The organism is Rummeliibacillus pycnus (assembly GCF_050459865.1).
Lineage (GTDB): Bacteria > Bacillota > Bacilli > Bacillales_A > Planococcaceae > Rummeliibacillus > Rummeliibacillus pycnus_B.
On the sequence record NZ_JBCMNM010000012.1, the window covers coordinates 137,284 to 151,910 of the forward strand.

Annotated in this window: 16 protein-coding genes; 1 reads left to right on the forward strand and 15 read right to left on the reverse strand. The window is 37.0% G+C overall.

Translation table 11 applies throughout. The features are described 5' to 3' along the window. Window positions 1–61 precede the first annotated feature (61 nt). The 10 genes from ABE048_RS02345 to ABE048_RS02390 all read right to left on the reverse strand — a co-directional run bounded on the left by ABE048_RS02345 (window position 62) and on the right by ABE048_RS02390 (window position 8,831). Window positions 62–1,066 (reverse strand): tetratricopeptide repeat protein, encoded by a 1,005-nt coding sequence (locus tag ABE048_RS02345; RefSeq protein WP_430308871.1) that lies wholly within the window; start codon window positions 1,064–1,066, stop codon window positions 62–64. Window positions 1,067–1,183: 117 nt separating this feature from the next. After that, the gene (locus tag ABE048_RS02350; RefSeq protein ID WP_430308872.1) at window positions 1,184–1,669 is read right to left on the reverse strand and encodes a tetratricopeptide repeat protein; all 486 of its coding nucleotides are present in this window, start codon (window positions 1,667–1,669) and stop codon (window positions 1,184–1,186) included. Window positions 1,670–1,710: 41 nt separating this feature from the next. Beyond that, on the reverse strand, window positions 1,711–2,217 hold the full coding sequence (locus ABE048_RS02355; RefSeq protein WP_430308873.1) for an N-acetyltransferase family protein: 507 nt from the start codon (window positions 2,215–2,217) through the stop codon (window positions 1,711–1,713). Between the two features lie 101 nt (window positions 2,218–2,318). Continuing rightward, window positions 2,319–2,705 carry an MmcQ/YjbR family DNA-binding protein gene (locus ABE048_RS02360; RefSeq protein ID WP_430308874.1) on the reverse strand — a complete coding sequence of 129 codons (387 nt, stop codon included), beginning with the start codon at window positions 2,703–2,705 and terminating at the stop codon, window positions 2,319–2,321. Window positions 2,706–2,956: 251 nt separating this feature from the next. Continuing rightward, window positions 2,957–3,442 (reverse strand): hypothetical protein, encoded by a 486-nt coding sequence (locus ABE048_RS02365; RefSeq protein ID WP_430308875.1) that lies wholly within the window; start codon window positions 3,440–3,442, stop codon window positions 2,957–2,959. Window positions 3,443–3,822: 380 nt separating this feature from the next. Further along, the gene (locus ABE048_RS02370; RefSeq protein ID WP_430308876.1) at window positions 3,823–4,164 is read right to left on the reverse strand and encodes a thioredoxin family protein; all 342 of its coding nucleotides are present in this window, start codon (window positions 4,162–4,164) and stop codon (window positions 3,823–3,825) included. A gap of 13 nt (window positions 4,165–4,177) precedes the next feature. Further along, window positions 4,178–5,143 carry a thioredoxin-disulfide reductase gene (gene trxB / locus ABE048_RS02375; RefSeq protein WP_430308877.1) on the reverse strand — a complete coding sequence of 322 codons (966 nt, stop codon included), beginning with the start codon at window positions 5,141–5,143 and terminating at the stop codon, window positions 4,178–4,180. 560 nt (window positions 5,144–5,703) lie between these two features. Further along, the gene (gene nhaC / locus ABE048_RS02380; protein ID WP_430308878.1) at window positions 5,704–7,203 is read right to left on the reverse strand and encodes a Na+/H+ antiporter NhaC; all 1,500 of its coding nucleotides are present in this window, start codon (window positions 7,201–7,203) and stop codon (window positions 5,704–5,706) included. Window positions 7,204–7,231: 28 nt separating this feature from the next. Further along, entirely contained in the window at window positions 7,232–8,407 is a 1,176-nt protein-coding gene (locus tag ABE048_RS02385) for a MalY/PatB family protein (protein WP_430308879.1), read from the reverse strand. 58 nt (window positions 8,408–8,465) lie between these two features. After that, window positions 8,466–8,831, reverse strand: coding sequence for a RidA family protein (locus ABE048_RS02390; RefSeq protein ID WP_430308880.1), 366 nt, complete (start codon window positions 8,829–8,831; stop codon window positions 8,466–8,468). A 335-nt stretch (window positions 8,832–9,166) separates the two neighbouring features. Here ABE048_RS02390 and ABE048_RS02395 point away from each other — a divergent pair, with 335 nt between their 5' ends. Further along, a complete protein-coding gene (locus ABE048_RS02395; RefSeq protein WP_430308881.1) occupies window positions 9,167–9,880 on the forward strand; it encodes a helix-turn-helix transcriptional regulator in 714 nt (237 codons plus the stop codon). A 284-nt stretch (window positions 9,881–10,164) separates the two neighbouring features. Here the strand turns inward: ABE048_RS02395 and ABE048_RS02400 are convergent, their stop codons facing one another. From ABE048_RS02400 to ABE048_RS02420, 5 genes are all read right to left on the reverse strand, one after another. Continuing rightward, window positions 10,165–10,746, reverse strand: a complete 582-nt coding sequence (locus ABE048_RS02400; protein WP_430308882.1) for a cysteine dioxygenase — start codon at window positions 10,744–10,746, stop codon at window positions 10,165–10,167. 28 nt (window positions 10,747–10,774) lie between these two features. After that, window positions 10,775–11,962, reverse strand: coding sequence for a MalY/PatB family protein (locus ABE048_RS02405; protein WP_430308883.1), 1,188 nt, complete (start codon window positions 11,960–11,962; stop codon window positions 10,775–10,777). A 293-nt stretch (window positions 11,963–12,255) separates the two neighbouring features. Continuing rightward, window positions 12,256–12,999 (reverse strand): amino acid ABC transporter ATP-binding protein, encoded by a 744-nt coding sequence (locus ABE048_RS02410; protein ID WP_430308884.1) that lies wholly within the window; start codon window positions 12,997–12,999, stop codon window positions 12,256–12,258. A 20-nt stretch (window positions 13,000–13,019) separates the two neighbouring features. Continuing rightward, on the reverse strand, window positions 13,020–13,703 hold the full coding sequence (locus ABE048_RS02415; protein WP_430308885.1) for an amino acid ABC transporter permease: 684 nt from the start codon (window positions 13,701–13,703) through the stop codon (window positions 13,020–13,022). 12 nt (window positions 13,704–13,715) lie between these two features. Beyond that, the gene (locus tag ABE048_RS02420; protein ID WP_430308886.1) at window positions 13,716–14,537 is read right to left on the reverse strand and encodes an amino acid ABC transporter substrate-binding protein; all 822 of its coding nucleotides are present in this window, start codon (window positions 14,535–14,537) and stop codon (window positions 13,716–13,718) included. Window positions 14,538–14,627 lie beyond the last annotated feature (90 nt).

Here is a 14,627-nt window from a genome sequence, read left to right on the forward strand (position 1 = left end):
TTACTCCTTCTTTCCTTATCGAAAAAAAACGCACCCGATTAAATGAAGGTACGTTCTCTCTCTATAGTTCTTTCAATTTCCTTTTCGCTTCTTCATCCCCCTGCAAAGCAGCTTTTTGATACCAATACTTCGCTTTTTTCATGTTGATCGGGGTTCCGGTACCAGATTCATAGCAGAAGCCCAGATTGAATTCACCGTCAACATCTTGTTTGTCAGCAGCCATTTGGTACCAGTGAATCGCTTCTTCACCTCGATCATTCTGGAAGGCTTCATGGCCAAGACGATTGGCGGCAAACACATCGCCTGCTAATGCTGATTGTGTGAACCAATGGTTTGATTTTTCTAGGTCTTTTTCAATACCTACTCCATTTTCGTACATATACCCTAGTGTATACATAGATTCTGCCACACCTCGTTCTGCAGCAATTGAAAACAGTTCGTATGCACGCTTGTCATCCTTTTCTACATACTCACCGCGAAAATACATATCTGCGTAATTATTCATCGCATCCGCATGCCCTTTTAACGCTGCTTCCTTATAGCACTCAAATGTCTTCTCCCAATTTTCTTCTACAATCGTCCCATCATAATAGTAATTACCGAGCCAGTAGATCGCATCGAGATTCCCTTGATTTGCTGCTGCTTCATACCAAACAAATGCCCAATCATTATGTCCTATGAATTTATAAAATTCCCCAAGTTCTAATTGAGCATCGAAATCACAGTTCATCGCATTTTGATACATCATTTTGGCTTCTTGTAATTCATCATCTTCCATGAAAATGGTTACTAATTCATCAGATGGATTGATGATTTCTTGTATGATCGTTTGCAAGTCATGTAGTAAAATGTCATGATATTTTGGGTCGTACGTTGAGATACTTTTCACTTGTGTATAGAGGATACCTATATCATCAGAAAAGTCGATTGCTGAAGTATGACAATACTCAAACACTTTGGAAATATTTGATATAACTTCATTCCCTGTCTCAATTAATGGAATAAGATTTGCAGCCATAACATATCCATTTTCAGCAAGTTGTTGCTGCAGCTGTTGTAATTTCATGATGGTACACTTCCTTAATACGTTACTTAAAAATCATATTTTTTATTCTTAACTTCGTATTATTTTAAAATAAATCAAACACTGCGTATAGAGTAAAAACAAACTTTTTAAAACAAGTTATTTCCAAGTTTCATCTAATTTATTTGCATAAAATTCAATTGCATTCTTATAATCTAAAATATTGTGATCTTGTGATGTCTCAGCAATACAGTGTAAGAGAAGTTCCATTGCTTCGTGGTGTTGTTTTAGATTATATAATGTCATGGCGTAAAACACTTGAAGGGCCTTATTGTTTGGAAAGCATTCGATCGCTTTTAGAAGTGTCTTTTTCGCATTTCCATATTGACCAAGCGTTCTATATGTACTTCCTAATCCTAGTAATGCACCTTCAAGATCTTTATCAGCTAAGCCAAGTTGTATAGCTTTTTCATAATAAGGAACTGCTTTCGCTTCCTCCCCTAATGCATCATAGCTCCATGCACAATGGTAATTAATTAGAGCTTCATCTGGACATTCGCTAACTAATTCTAATAATAGTGAATTTGATTCAATTAATAGACCTTTTTCTCTTAAATTGATCGCTTTTTGTAACTGTCCATCCAATTTATTATAGCCCCCCTTAGGATTCCCTAATTATTTTTCTATTAAATTTCATCCCATGCATACGTTAATAAATTGGCTTGTCCTCCTGCAATTTGGATAGTACATTGATCAATCAGTTTTGCACCTAATTTTTCATAAAAGTAACGACTATTATTTTCTTCCAGTACTTTGACAATGGCGTTTTTAAAACCCTTTTGTTTAAATTTCTCAAGCAAATAACTAAGCAATTCCTTACCATATCCTTTTCCCTGATATTCTTCATAAAAATAAATGGATGTGACATCACCATCGTATAAGGGATACTCCTCCTCTTTCACTTTTGCCCCACATGAAAAACCAATTATTTTGTCATCGACTATTGCAACAATCACTATATCTTCAACACGTTGAATATTGCTTTTCCATAGGTCTGTCCTTTTTTCAACTGATAGATTTTGTAAAAACTCATCACTCATAATCCCTTTATATGTCGTTTGCCAGCTCCGAACATGAACTTTTGCAATTTCCTTAGCATCTTCTATTTTTGCTTCTCGAATCATCATTGTCATGATTTTCCCCCTTCACTATCCTTCATTCCGCTTATCATAGACATACATAAAACCACCGTTTGCAAGAAAAAAATAGTATAAAATATTATATTTGTCGCGCCTTATCGGGAATTGCTATGCTCGTTGTGACTCCCGGAAATAATTTGTTTTTGGGCTTTTTTTGTTAACTTTTCAAAAACTAAATTATAAGAATGTAGTATTAGATTTTCTATTAAGTCAGTGGGTAAACTTGAATCAATATAGATAGAGTTCCAGTGGGTTTTGTTCATATAATAGCCAGGGACAATACTTTCATAAGCCTCTCTTAACTCTTCAGCGTGAGTAGGTTCACATTTTAGAGTTATAATAGGTTTTCTTTCAGAATCTCCCCCCATCATCGCAAACATCTTTCCACCAATATGATAACGATCCGCTTGCCAATCTTCTTGATAATCATGTGTTGCCCCAAGTAGGTTTAAACAAAATGAGTGTAGTTTTACTTTTTCCATTAAAATCCCTCCTTTTTGATATTCCACTTCTATTCAACAACCGATACAAGGTAATTATTTGTACATTTTACCATTAAAAGATATAAATGTATGCAACGAACCCTTTTGCTAATACTCCATAGGATAAGGAATGAAACCAACAGTTTGTTATCAGAGCTTGTACTAGGTAAATCGGGAAAAGCTTATTTCCTCCCAATTATCAAAAAATGCCTCCTTTTACATCGTAGAAAAGAAGGCACTTTTTTATTAAATTATCTAAAACACTGATAATGTAATATATTACGTCTATTTACTACACGGAAACTCCATCTTCTATTTCGGCTACTCCAGCGATAACCAAATATTTGATCCCTTGTTACTGCGATTGGGAAAAACCAAAAATTAGCTCCATCGAATGTCCAGATATACGTATTAGAGAATAAGCAAGAGTGTATGCCAGTAGACCCTTGTTGTTGCCATGTAGGCATAAATGGTATTGCTTCTGGCGGTGCTGCTGTTGGCATTTGACCTGATGGTGGGCCTCCTCCCGGGAATCCTGATGGTGGGCCTCCCGGGAATCCTGATGGTGGACCTCCTGGGAATCCTGATGGTGGACCTCCTGGGAATCCTGATGGTGGACCTCCCGGGAATCCTGATGGTGGGCCTCCCGGGAATCCTGATGGTGGGCCTCCTGGGAATCCTGGTGGTGTTCCCATTGGTGGGAAGTTCTGTCCTCCTGGAAATTGTGGTAAATTCATTTGAAATCCTCCTTTCTTCATAACGTAATATATGAAGAAATAGATTTTTGCCCTCAACAATAGCCCGCTTTATTAACGAATATTAAATGAAATTTTCTAAATACTATCCTCCCCTATCCCTATCACGTACTGTTAAAAACTTAATAATAGCAGTTCCTGTCACTATGCCAAACTTTACTACTTGCCCTATTAATATTTTGATTAGCGTCACAAGAAACATGAAAAGGCAACGCCTACATGTACAAAGTCAGTGTGTTATTCGAACACTAATAGCTGTGTAGGTTCTATGAAAAAAAGTTGATAAGATCATTGAGATTAATAAAATGGCCAATAAATATTGAGTGAGTGCTCAATATTTATTGGCTCCAGGCAAGGATTTTCTATCCTTGTTTTCCACTTGCTTCTACAATTTGATCAAGAAACTGTTCAACCTCTTCCTGACTTTTTCCAAGTTTACTTACAAAGCGGTTCAGTTCCTTCCCTTCTTGAAAAACAATAAAGCTCGGGATTCCGTACACATCCAGCTTCTCTAATACCTCTGGAAAATCTTCTCGATTTACTGCAATTATGTCTACTTTTTCTTTATACGCTTCTTCCAAGATGGGCATAAATAAATCGGTATGCTGACAGTCTGGGCAATATTCGGCATAGAATTTGGCCATAACTGGTTTTGTTGATAAAATCGCCTCTTCAAACTCTTGTTTTGTTTTAATCTCTTTCATATTAAAACCCTCCCTATATTTGGTTATTTATGATAGATTGATTGTTTTCACTACATAATTCAATAGCATCAAGATATTTTTCACAATCCAGAGCAGCCATACACCCACTTCCTGCTGCCGTAATGGCTTGGCGGTATTTATGATCTTGAACATCCCCACAGGCAAAAACACCTGGAATATTCGTTTCGGTTGTACCAGGATTCACCTTGATATATCCCAAATCGTCCGTTTTGATTTGATTGTCTAAAAACGCTGTGTTCGGTTTATGGCCGATGGTAACGAAAACCCCATCTGTTTCCAGAACTTCCACTTTTCCCGTTTCGCTGTTTTTTACTTTCAAACCAGTAACGTGTCGATCCCCTGCAATCACTTCTTCAGGAATAGAATTTAATCTCCACGTAATTTTTGGATTCTTTTTGGCACGATCTTGCATAATTTGGGAAGCACGAAGCTCCTTTCGGCGGTGGACAACCCGAACCTCCGAAGCAAACTTCGTTAAAAAATTTGCCTCTTCCATAGCAGAATCTCCGCCACCAACAACGATAATTTTCTTTCCTTTAAAGAAAAATCCATCGCATGTTGCACAGGTGCTTACCCCACGTCCAATATTTTCTCTTTCCCCTGGAATCTCCAAAAGTTTCGCCGAAGCTCCCGTTGAAATGATTAAAGATTGCGTTTTAAGCTCCCCTATTCCTTCCACCGTTAAAGTAAAAGGGTTATCGGATAAGTCGACTTTTTTTACCCAGCCTCTTTTAAACTTTGCTCCAAAAACCTCAGCTTGCTTTCGCATGTTCTGCATCAACTCTCGTCCCAAAATCCCTTCTGGAAAACCAGGGAAATTCTCGACATCTGTTGTCAATGTCAATTGCCCCCCTGGTTCAGGCCCTTCAATAACTAAAGGACTTATGTTTGCACGTGCTAAATAGATGGCTGCGGTTAACCCAGCAGGCCCAGTCCCTAGAATAACGGCTTTATACATCACTTACCTCCTTTTCTCTTAGTCATAAATATATATTTGCAATATTCGTGCCAATCTTTAATTCCTTGTAAAATCACTATTTTTTCTGCCTCTTATAGGTTCATCATTCCTATTTCCTATCACGTTTGAGAAAAATTTCTTCAAGACTAAGAAAACATGTACCCACTCAAATTTCAAAACGTTTGATTAAAAGCCAAGAAAGTTTAAAAGGAAAGAAACAAGATAGTTGTTGTAACTACTTGAACAATAATTAGGAATTTATTTAATTCTTTCTAGGTAAAACAATATAAACTTCTTTACATGGAGCTACTTAAATGAGGATTTTTTTGAAAATTAATAAGTCATTATTTTGGAGAGTTATGAAAGAGTTTGAATGAGGCTAAATATTTAATTATTCCAAAGGAGGTTACATATCAAGATGTGACAGCCCTTCGCACAATCGAACCTGCCCCCCTATCCTTTACACTGGTCACCGATCGGATAGTAAACAGGTTTCTTCATATGAAAAGGCGATTCCTATAAATGTTATCAGGAATCGCCTATATAAAAACTCTCATTACTTAGATTGCTTTAGGTGTTATTTCAACATCCTCAAGCTTCTCATGCTTCTCAGGCTTTTCATGCTTCTCAGGCTTTAACTTCTTTATTGCAAATCCAGTGGCACCATAAACTAAATCGAATAATGGGACAAAGAAGGCTAGGAAGACATATGGGAAATAGGCATATGGTGATACCCCCAACATCTGAGAACAATAGATTGCGTTAGAATTCCACGGAATAACTGGTGCTCCCATCGTACCAACATCCTCGATATTACGCGAAAGATTTTCTGGTGCCAAATTATTATTTTTAAAGACATTTTTCATAAGTGAACCCGCTACAATTGCAGTTAATAACATCGATGAGCCAATCATATTTGTGATTAATGCGATTAACATTGTAGCTAGTGTTATTCTAAAAGTAGAGCCGTGGGTTCGTTGGACTAATGGCTCCACTAAAGAACTCAAAATCCCAGATTGCTCCAGCATTCCCGTTACACACATGGCTAAAAGGACAACAAGAAATGAGCTCATTAAACTGTAGAGCCCGCCTCTGCTTAGAATGGGGTCAACTAACGTACTGCCGCTTTTAATCACAAATCCATTGGTCATGATATCAAACATTTTTGTTAAATTATATCCCTGAGTAAAAACAGCGACTGCCATGCCGCTAAACACTCCCATTAATAGCGAGAGAATAGATGGAATACCCTTTATGAGCATCACTAGTACAACCAGAAGAGGAATCAATGAAATCCAGGATAAATTGAAATGCTTTGATATTACACCAGTGATTTGTTGAATCTCCTCCATATTCGATCCGTTTTTTCCATACTTTAAGCCTAACATGATAAATATAATTGCTGTTAGAATATACGCCGGGACAGTTGACCATAACATATGTTTTACGTGTGACATTACATTAGAGCCGGCAACCGTAGCTGCTAAAATTGTACTATCAGACAATGGCGACAACTTATCTCCGAAGAAGGAACCACAAATAATGGCACCTGCTGTCATTGCTTGGGGAACTCCAAGTGCATTACCCACTGTCATTAAAGCTAAACCCACTGTACCCAATGTCCCCCATGAGGTTCCGGTTGCAAGGGATGTCGCTGATGTAAGGAGCAAGGCCGTGATTAAAAAGTATTGCGGCGAAATGAATTCTAAGCCCCAATACATAATATAAGGGATTGTACCAGAAGCCATCCAGGTAGCAATCATGACGCCAACTACTAAAATAATCGTATTCGGCTCAAAAGATTGTTTCCCCGACTCCCAAGCCATATTTTGAACCTCATTATATTTGTATCCCAGTTTCATTACAAGCAATGCCACGACAATCCATAACAACAAGAACATTAATTCTAGGGATGCACCAAAAGCAAGTGTTCCCGTAAGCAGCAATCCGAAAAAGATTAAAACAGAAATCACTGCATATTTAAATGACACCGGAAATTTATAAGATTTTTCTTCCCATTCAGAAGGTGCTTTTCCCTGATTTTCAGGTTTGTTCCCCATACGCAAAACCTCACAGTTCAATTAGTTTTTAAAAACCATTTTTGTCATAGTTTAACTTAATCTGTTTCAATGCGCGCTCTAGTAAAGACCTTGTACAAGCAATATTTACTCTTACAAAGTTCCCACTATCTTTTCCATATGAACTCCCATCATTGACTCTAACCCCTGCGTCTGTAAAAAATTCAGCCAATTCCGTACCGGTGAGGCCCAGCCCATCACAGTCAATCCATAACAAATAGGAACAATCAGGATGCTGAACTTTTAACTTCGGTAAATGTTTATGGATATAATCAATCGAAAAATCAATATTGCTTCGTAAATAAGCATTTAATTCATCCACATAATAATCGCATTTATTATAAGCAGTGATTAAAGCCTCGACTCCTAAATAGTTATAATCAAAGTGATATTTTGCGTAAATATCATCAAATGCTTTCTTCATATTTTTATTTTTTATAATTACATAAGCACTAAAAAAAGATGCTAGATTAAAGGTTTTACTTGGGGAGTTCATCACTACAACATGTTGATCCTCTTCCTCACAAATCTCTAAAAAGGAGTGAAAAGGGAGCTCTTTATGAATCATGCCGCTATGAATTTCATCACTGATTATCATCACGTTATTCCTGCGACATAAATCATACATTTTCTTCATTTCCTCTATTGTCCATACCCTCCCAATTGGATTGGCAGGATTACATACAAGGAGTATTTTCACATCGGGCATCTTTAGTTTGGCTTCTAAATCTTCAAAATCAATCTGATAACCATCTCCATCGTGGTAAATTAATCGATTATCGATTGCTTTTCTATTAAAATTCTCAATTACCTTTTTAAAGGTGGCATAGACAGGAGGCTGTATCACTACTTTGTCTCCCGGATTGGTATAAGCATCTAAAAACATCCATAACGCCCCTGTCATTAATCCAGGCGCATAACTAATTTCGTCTTTTCTTATATCAATTTTATGATGGCGGCCATACCAACCTTTAATAGCATCAGTAAATCGATCACTAGGAAAATATCCATAACCAAATACGCCAAAATCCACCTTTTCCTTTACAGCATCTAATACTTCACGTGGTGCCTTGTAATCGGTATCGGCAATGCCCAGCGGAATTAATTTGCCGCCTTTCCCTTCATTGTCCCATTTATCAGAATCAGAACCTATTCGATTAATCGTTTCATCAAAGTTGTGAATCATGCATATCCCTCATTTTCCTAAAAATCGTATTGAATACGCTTACATTTCAAGTAGGCCATTATTTTTCCATTACCGCAACAACTTCTATTTCAACTAAGGCGTTTTTAGGAAGTTTTTCAACCGCAACAGCTGTTCTTGCAGGATAGGGAAAACTAAAAAATTCTTTATATACTTCATTCATGGCATTGAAATCATTCATATCATTTAGAAAAACGGTTGTTTTTAATATATCATCCATCGACGTGCCATTTTCTTTGAGAATTGCTTTTACATTTAATAGAGATTGTCTTGTTTGATCTTCAATTTTATTGCTGGGAAATTCGTTTGTTTCTGGGTCAATTGGAAGCTGCCCAGACGTATAAATCATATTACTTATTTTTCGGTATACCGAATAAGGACCAATCGCTTCAGGGTATTTTTCCATTAAAAACACACTCCTTAATAATTTTTTATTATCATGATAATATTATAATATTCTGACAATACAATTACAATAAAATTTTATAATGTTGAGAAAATTTTTTAAATTATATGTATATCTTAAATGATTTGGAGAAAATATAGCTATAATCACCGAACTATACTATTATTCATATAAGAATCCCCGGTATTATTTTATTGAATATCATTCTTCATCTGGAAAATTCATTTAAATATTGTTAAGCTTGTAAGATAAATAGATTTAGTTTCATACCTGTTTCCTTTTGATTTTTTAAGGACAATTATACAAATCGATTATTGTTAATGAGGAGTAATAATATGAATAAAAAAGTTAATAAAAAGGAAATTATTGATCACTATAAAAAACTGGTGGAATTTTTGGGTAAAGTCCTTGGAGAAAACTATGAAGTGATTTTACACATTATTGAGAAAGGCAATTCTTATGTTGGAGCTATCGCTAATAATCATATTAGCGGCCGAACAGTCAATGCGCCATTAACAGGACTTGCTCTTAAAATGATGAAAGACAAAACATATCTAGATAAGGACTATGTAACAAACTATAGAGGGTTTACAAAATTAGGTGCAGAAATTCGAGGTTCTACTTATTTTATCAAAGATGAAAATAATGAATTAATTGGAATGCTTTGTATCAATTTTGATTCTAGTAAACATAAGAAAATTACCAATGATATTTTAGATTTAGTTCAAACTCAACTAAACATGATTAGCCCAATAGTAGATGAAACAGCTATTTCAAATAAAGAAGAAATAGAAGAACTCCATGATCATGAAATTATCGAATATTTTTCAGACTCTATTAAAGAGGTTGTACACTCAATCGTCGACCCATCACTTTTAAATCCAAACATTGCCCTAAAGCAGGAGCAAAAAATAGAGATCATAAAACAGTTATACAAAAAGGGAATATTCCAGTTAAAAGGTGCCGTATCCGAAGTCGCTGAGTTACTGAATATATCTGAACCTAGTGTATACAGATATTTAAAAATGATTGATAAGGATAAAAAGTGAATAAGTAAATGATTTGGGGCATTACATGAGCATTGAAAAAAAACGTTTGATAGAGACTTCAAAGAAATTTGATACTTTGTCAGTTCAAACTAAAATTAACGTTAAAACGACAGCAAAATCGCTGTCGTTTTCTAGTATCATTCGAAGGCTATTTGTGATGTTTACTTCCCCTTTTACGGATAAAAAACCGAAAGGAATCATTGTTTTTTATCTTGACCACTATGTTCATGAGTCCGGAACGTCTATGTGACAGACCGGACCACACTATCACAATTTAATTGATTCTAAGCAGGTGAGTATTCAACCTGCTTTTCTTCTGCAAGATATAGTCCTTCTTCGTCTAAAGGAGAGAATACCCGAAATTTTCTCAATTGCTTTCCATAAACATGTATCGTAATAGCAGGTTGATCGCCTACCCCTTCAAGGATATGACAGTCTGCGGGAGGCAATAACTTTCCTGTATTCTGCTCGTTTACAACGATGGAATCCGTATGCTGTAACTTAACAATTTTCCCCCCTGATAATTCCTCTAATCGTATATAATTCGTCACTTTAACCTGTCCCGCGACAACTCCTTCTACTCCCCATGTTTCATCATGATCATGAAGAGTGGTCTTCTGGCCGGGCTTCCAGACTAGTGCGATCACTTCGAAGCGATCCTCTGGATCACAATACAGCGGATGCCGAGAGTATCCCTCATCACTTGGTCTTCTTTTCTCAGCAGGAAGCCATGATTGGGATTGAATTAATTTACCAATTAACTTTTCCGCTTCTACAACACATTCGTTTTCATTCTGACTCTGTTCCACCATAACCGTCATATCATGAACAAAATTTTTGAAATCATATTCATTCGTGTAATCCATCCTAATTCCTCCTCAATATTCTGATGCTTTACTTTCCAGTAGGGGAAAGTTGCTTAACCGCTTGTTCTAACTGAAGCAGAGCTTTTTCCATAGTAGCGCGGGGACATGCAATATTCATTCTCATAAAGCCTTCTCCCCCTGGACCAAAAATGTGACCTTCATTCAAGGCCAATCTTGCTTTTTGCAGCATAAACTGATCTAATTCTTCCATATTAAATCCAAGTTCCCGGAAATCCAGCCATAACAGGTAAGTCCCCTCTGGTTCGATAAGTTTGATTTGTGGGATATTATTTTTCAAATACGATTCAACAAAATCAACATTTCCTTTTAAATAATCCATCAGCTGATCCAGCCATTCTTCCCCGAATCGATAGGCACTTTCCAAAGCTGCTATGCCAAACGGGGTTGCCGATCCAATGCCTATACTGTTGATTTCACGATTATAACGTTCTCTCAAATCACGATTTGGAATAATGACAACAGCGGTTTGTACTCCCCAAATATTAAAAGTCTTACTTGGCGAAAAACATGTAATGGTCTGTTGTGCCAGCGCTTCTGAAATCGAAGCGATTGGTATTTGTTTATACTCTTTGTAGACGAGATCAAAATGAATTTCGTCCGAAACAATCAAAATATTATTTTTAAGACAGATTTCTCCAAGACGCATAAGCTCTTCTTGTCTCCATACCCTTCCCACGGGATTATGCGGGCTGCAAAGGATTAACATTTTAACCGAAGGATCAAGCTGAGCCTCTAAATCTGCAAAATCCATCGTGTATCGTCCATCCTTAAAGGAAAGAGGGTTATTCACAACCGTACGTCCTTGTGATTCAATCACTCGGAAAAACTGGTGGTAGACCGGTGATTGAACGATGATCTTATCACCCGGCTGAGTTAATGAACGCAGGAGTAATGCCAAAGCCGGAATAACGCCAGGGCTATGGGTGATCCATTCCTTTTTAATCGACCATTGATGCCTTCGTGACACCCAATCAACAATGGTTTCAAAATACGAGCTCGGGTGATAGGTGTAACCATATATACCGTGTTCTACCCTTTCCATTAAGGCCTCAATAACAGCAGGTGGTGCCATAAAGTCCATGTCGGCCACCCACATGGGCAGGACATCATTCACACCAAAGCGTTTCTCAAGGCCATCCCACTTATCGCAAGCCGTTTTCATCCGGTTAATTTCCTGATCGAAGTTGTATTTCATTTCGCTCCCCCTAACTAGTAACTCTTACACCAAACTATTATGCAAATATCATGCCAAAATAAAAACTTCCCTTAATCAACCAAGAATGGTGAAATTTTTGTTGATACAACACTGTTTGATTATTTTCATTTATGGGAATAACCCATTACTTTTGCTGAAATCTTAGCAAAAGTGAAAAAATTCATCTCACATTCGAAAAAAAATCCTTCCTTGTACATAAAAGTTAAGGAAGAATTTCCAGAGAATATTCAAAAAAAAGATTGCAAATGTGATTTGCAATCCTAGGGCCTTACCTATGAACAAAGTTTATTGAGAAATTGTAATGTCCGTTCATTCCCTGTATGTTCAAAAATTTGTTGAGGTGTTCCTTCTTCAACGATTACACCTTTATCAATAAATACAACTTTATCCGCTGCTTCTCGCGCAAAATTCATTTCATGTGTCACTACAACCATGGTCATTCCTTCTTTTGCAAGTTCCTTCATGACCTTTAGAACCTCACCTACTAACTCAGGATCTAACGCGGAAGTAGGTTCATCAAAAAGGAGGACTTCAGGTTCCATTGCCATCGCACGTGCGATTCCTACACGTTGCTGTTGTCCACCGGATAGTTGGGATGGATAGTGGTTTGCCCTTTCCGATAATCCTACCTTTTCCAGCAATTGAAGAGCCTTCGTACGAGAGGCTTCCTTGTCTTGTTTACGAACGTAAACAAGACCTTCCATAACATTTTCAAGTGCAGTCATATGAGGGAACAAATTGTAACCTTGGAAAACCATACCTGTTTGTTGACGGAACTTAATCACTTGATCTTTTGGAACTGGTTTTTTTTCCTGAAAATCCATAGAAAACTTTCCGAGCTTAATAGTCCCTTTTGTAGGCGCTTCCAATAAATTCAGACAACGTAACAAAGTTGTTTTCCCTGAACCTGATGGCCCAATTATACAAACTGTATTGCCTTCCTCAATTTTTAGATCGATTCCCTTTAAAACCTCTGTTTGTCCAAATTGTTTATGAAGGTTCTTTATTTCAATCATGTAATATTCCCCCTATCAAATTAGCCCACCACATAACGATCAAGTCTTTTTTCCATACGTCCTTGAGCGTTAGAAAGAACGGTACTGAAAATCAAATAAATAAATCCTGCTAGACAATAGAGTACCAATGGTTCATAGGTTGTTGCGGTAATTTGCTGAGCAACTCTAAACATTTCAGTCACCGTAATGGCAGCGGCCAAAGATGTATCCTTTACCAAGCTAATAAAACTGTTTGACAAAGGCGGGACAGATACCCTTGTTGCCTGAGGGAGAATAATTCTTTTTAATGCCTGCGGATAGCTCATCCCAATAGAATAAGCTGCCTCCCATTGACCTTTGGGAATGGAGAGTATAGCCGCACGAATAATCTCTGAATTATAGGCGCCAACACTAATCGTAAAACCGATAATCGCTGCAGGAAGGGGGCTAATCGTGATGCCTATACTCGGAAGGCCATAGAAAATGATAAACAACTGAACAAGCAGCGGTGTTCCTCTAATCACCCACACATAAAATCTTGCAATACCGTCTAGAAGTTTAATTCCCGAGATTCGGGCTAATGCCGTAAGTAAAGCAAGAAGGAGTCCCAGAAAAAAGGATACTAATGTCAAGGGAACTGTAAATGCAACCCCAGCTTTTAACATCGGTAAAAAGGAATTTACAATGATGTCAACAATTCGGACCATTCTTTCATCAGCAAACATGTAGACCCCTCCCTATTTTGAAACATCTTTTCCAAAGTATTTTTGTGAAATACTTAAATATTTTCCATCTTTCATCATGTCGGAAAGCGCTTTATTTATGCCCTCTACCATTTCTTTATTCCCTTTTCTCATCATGATTCCCATTTTTGCCGGATCATCAAGTTCTGCTACAGACTTAATCGGTGCATCAGGTTTTTGCTTTTTGAAATCTAGGTAGGATAGTCCGTCATTTACAACCGCATCCGCACGTTTTGAAAGTAATAAATCAATGGATTGATTAAAACCTTCTACTCCAACGATCTCAGCACCATAAGATGCTGCTATATCTTTATAGTTACTAGTTAATGTCTGACCTGATTTTTTTCCTTTCAAATCTTCAAATTTTTTAATCGTATTATTGTCCTTGTGAACAATTAAGAAAGGTTTTGACAAAATATATGGCTCGGAAAAATCGTATTTTTTTTGGCGGTCAGGAGTAATTCCTACGTTATTGGCAATAATATCGAACCGCTTTGAATCGAGCCCTGCGAACATACCGTCCCATTGGGTTTCAATGAATTCCGCTTTTACACCAAGTCTTTTTGCAACTTCCTCCGCTATTTCAACATCAAAACCGGTTAACTTCCCTGAAGAATCATGGTAGCTAAAAGGTGCAAAGGTTCCTTCTGTTCCAATTTTAATGGTCCCACTCGATTTAATTTGCTCTAGCAAATTCTTACTCTCATCTGCCTGTTTGCCTGATTGACTTGCTGTCTGCTTTTCGGTATTTCCGCATGCAGATAATACAAATGCTACCAGTATCGAAAAAGCGATGATGATAAAACTCTTTTTCATAAATAATTTCCCCCTAAACTTTTTAATAGAATGGATGATTTGTAAAATTCCAATTTCATTTTTCTATATAGTTTTAATATTCAGAAAACT

Excerpts from the sequence above, each read along its gene's own strand:
- nhaC (WP_430308878.1), bottom strand. The coding sequence starts at position 7,203 with ATGGGGAACAAACCTGAAAATCAGGGAAAAGCACCTTCTGAATGGGAA.
- ABE048_RS02400 (WP_430308882.1), bottom strand. The coding sequence starts at position 10,746 with ATGGATTACACGAATGAATATGATTTCAAAAATTTTGTTCATGATATG.
- ABE048_RS02410 (WP_430308884.1), bottom strand. The coding sequence starts at position 12,999 with ATGATTGAAATAAAGAACCTTCATAAACAATTTGGACAAACAGAGGTT.
- ABE048_RS02345 (WP_430308871.1), bottom strand. The coding sequence starts at position 1,066 with ATGAAATTACAACAGCTGCAGCAACAACTTGCTGAAAATGGATATGTT.
- ABE048_RS02390 (WP_430308880.1), bottom strand. The coding sequence starts at position 8,831 with ATGGAAAAATACCCTGAAGCGATTGGTCCTTATTCGGTATACCGAAAA.
- ABE048_RS02365 (WP_430308875.1), bottom strand. The coding sequence starts at position 3,442 with ATGAATTTACCACAATTTCCAGGAGGACAGAACTTCCCACCAATGGGA.
- ABE048_RS02405 (WP_430308883.1), bottom strand. The coding sequence starts at position 11,962 with ATGAAATACAACTTCGATCAGGAAATTAACCGGATGAAAACGGCTTGC.
- trxB (WP_430308877.1), bottom strand. The coding sequence starts at position 5,143 with ATGTATAAAGCCGTTATTCTAGGGACTGGGCCTGCTGGGTTAACCGCA.
- ABE048_RS02355 (WP_430308873.1), bottom strand. The coding sequence starts at position 2,217 with ATGACAATGATGATTCGAGAAGCAAAAATAGAAGATGCTAAGGAAATT.
- ABE048_RS02360 (WP_430308874.1), bottom strand. The coding sequence starts at position 2,705 with ATGGAAAAAGTAAAACTACACTCATTTTGTTTAAACCTACTTGGGGCA.
- ABE048_RS02370 (WP_430308876.1), bottom strand. The coding sequence starts at position 4,164 with ATGAAAGAGATTAAAACAAAACAAGAGTTTGAAGAGGCGATTTTATCA.
- ABE048_RS02395 (WP_430308881.1), top strand. The coding sequence starts at position 9,167 with ATGAATAAAAAAGTTAATAAAAAGGAAATTATTGATCACTATAAAAAA.
- ABE048_RS02420 (WP_430308886.1), bottom strand. The coding sequence starts at position 14,537 with ATGAAAAAGAGTTTTATCATCATCGCTTTTTCGATACTGGTAGCATTT.
- ABE048_RS02415 (WP_430308885.1), bottom strand. The coding sequence starts at position 13,703 with ATGTTTGCTGATGAAAGAATGGTCCGAATTGTTGACATCATTGTAAAT.
- ABE048_RS02385 (WP_430308879.1), bottom strand. The coding sequence starts at position 8,407 with ATGATTCACAACTTTGATGAAACGATTAATCGAATAGGTTCTGATTCT.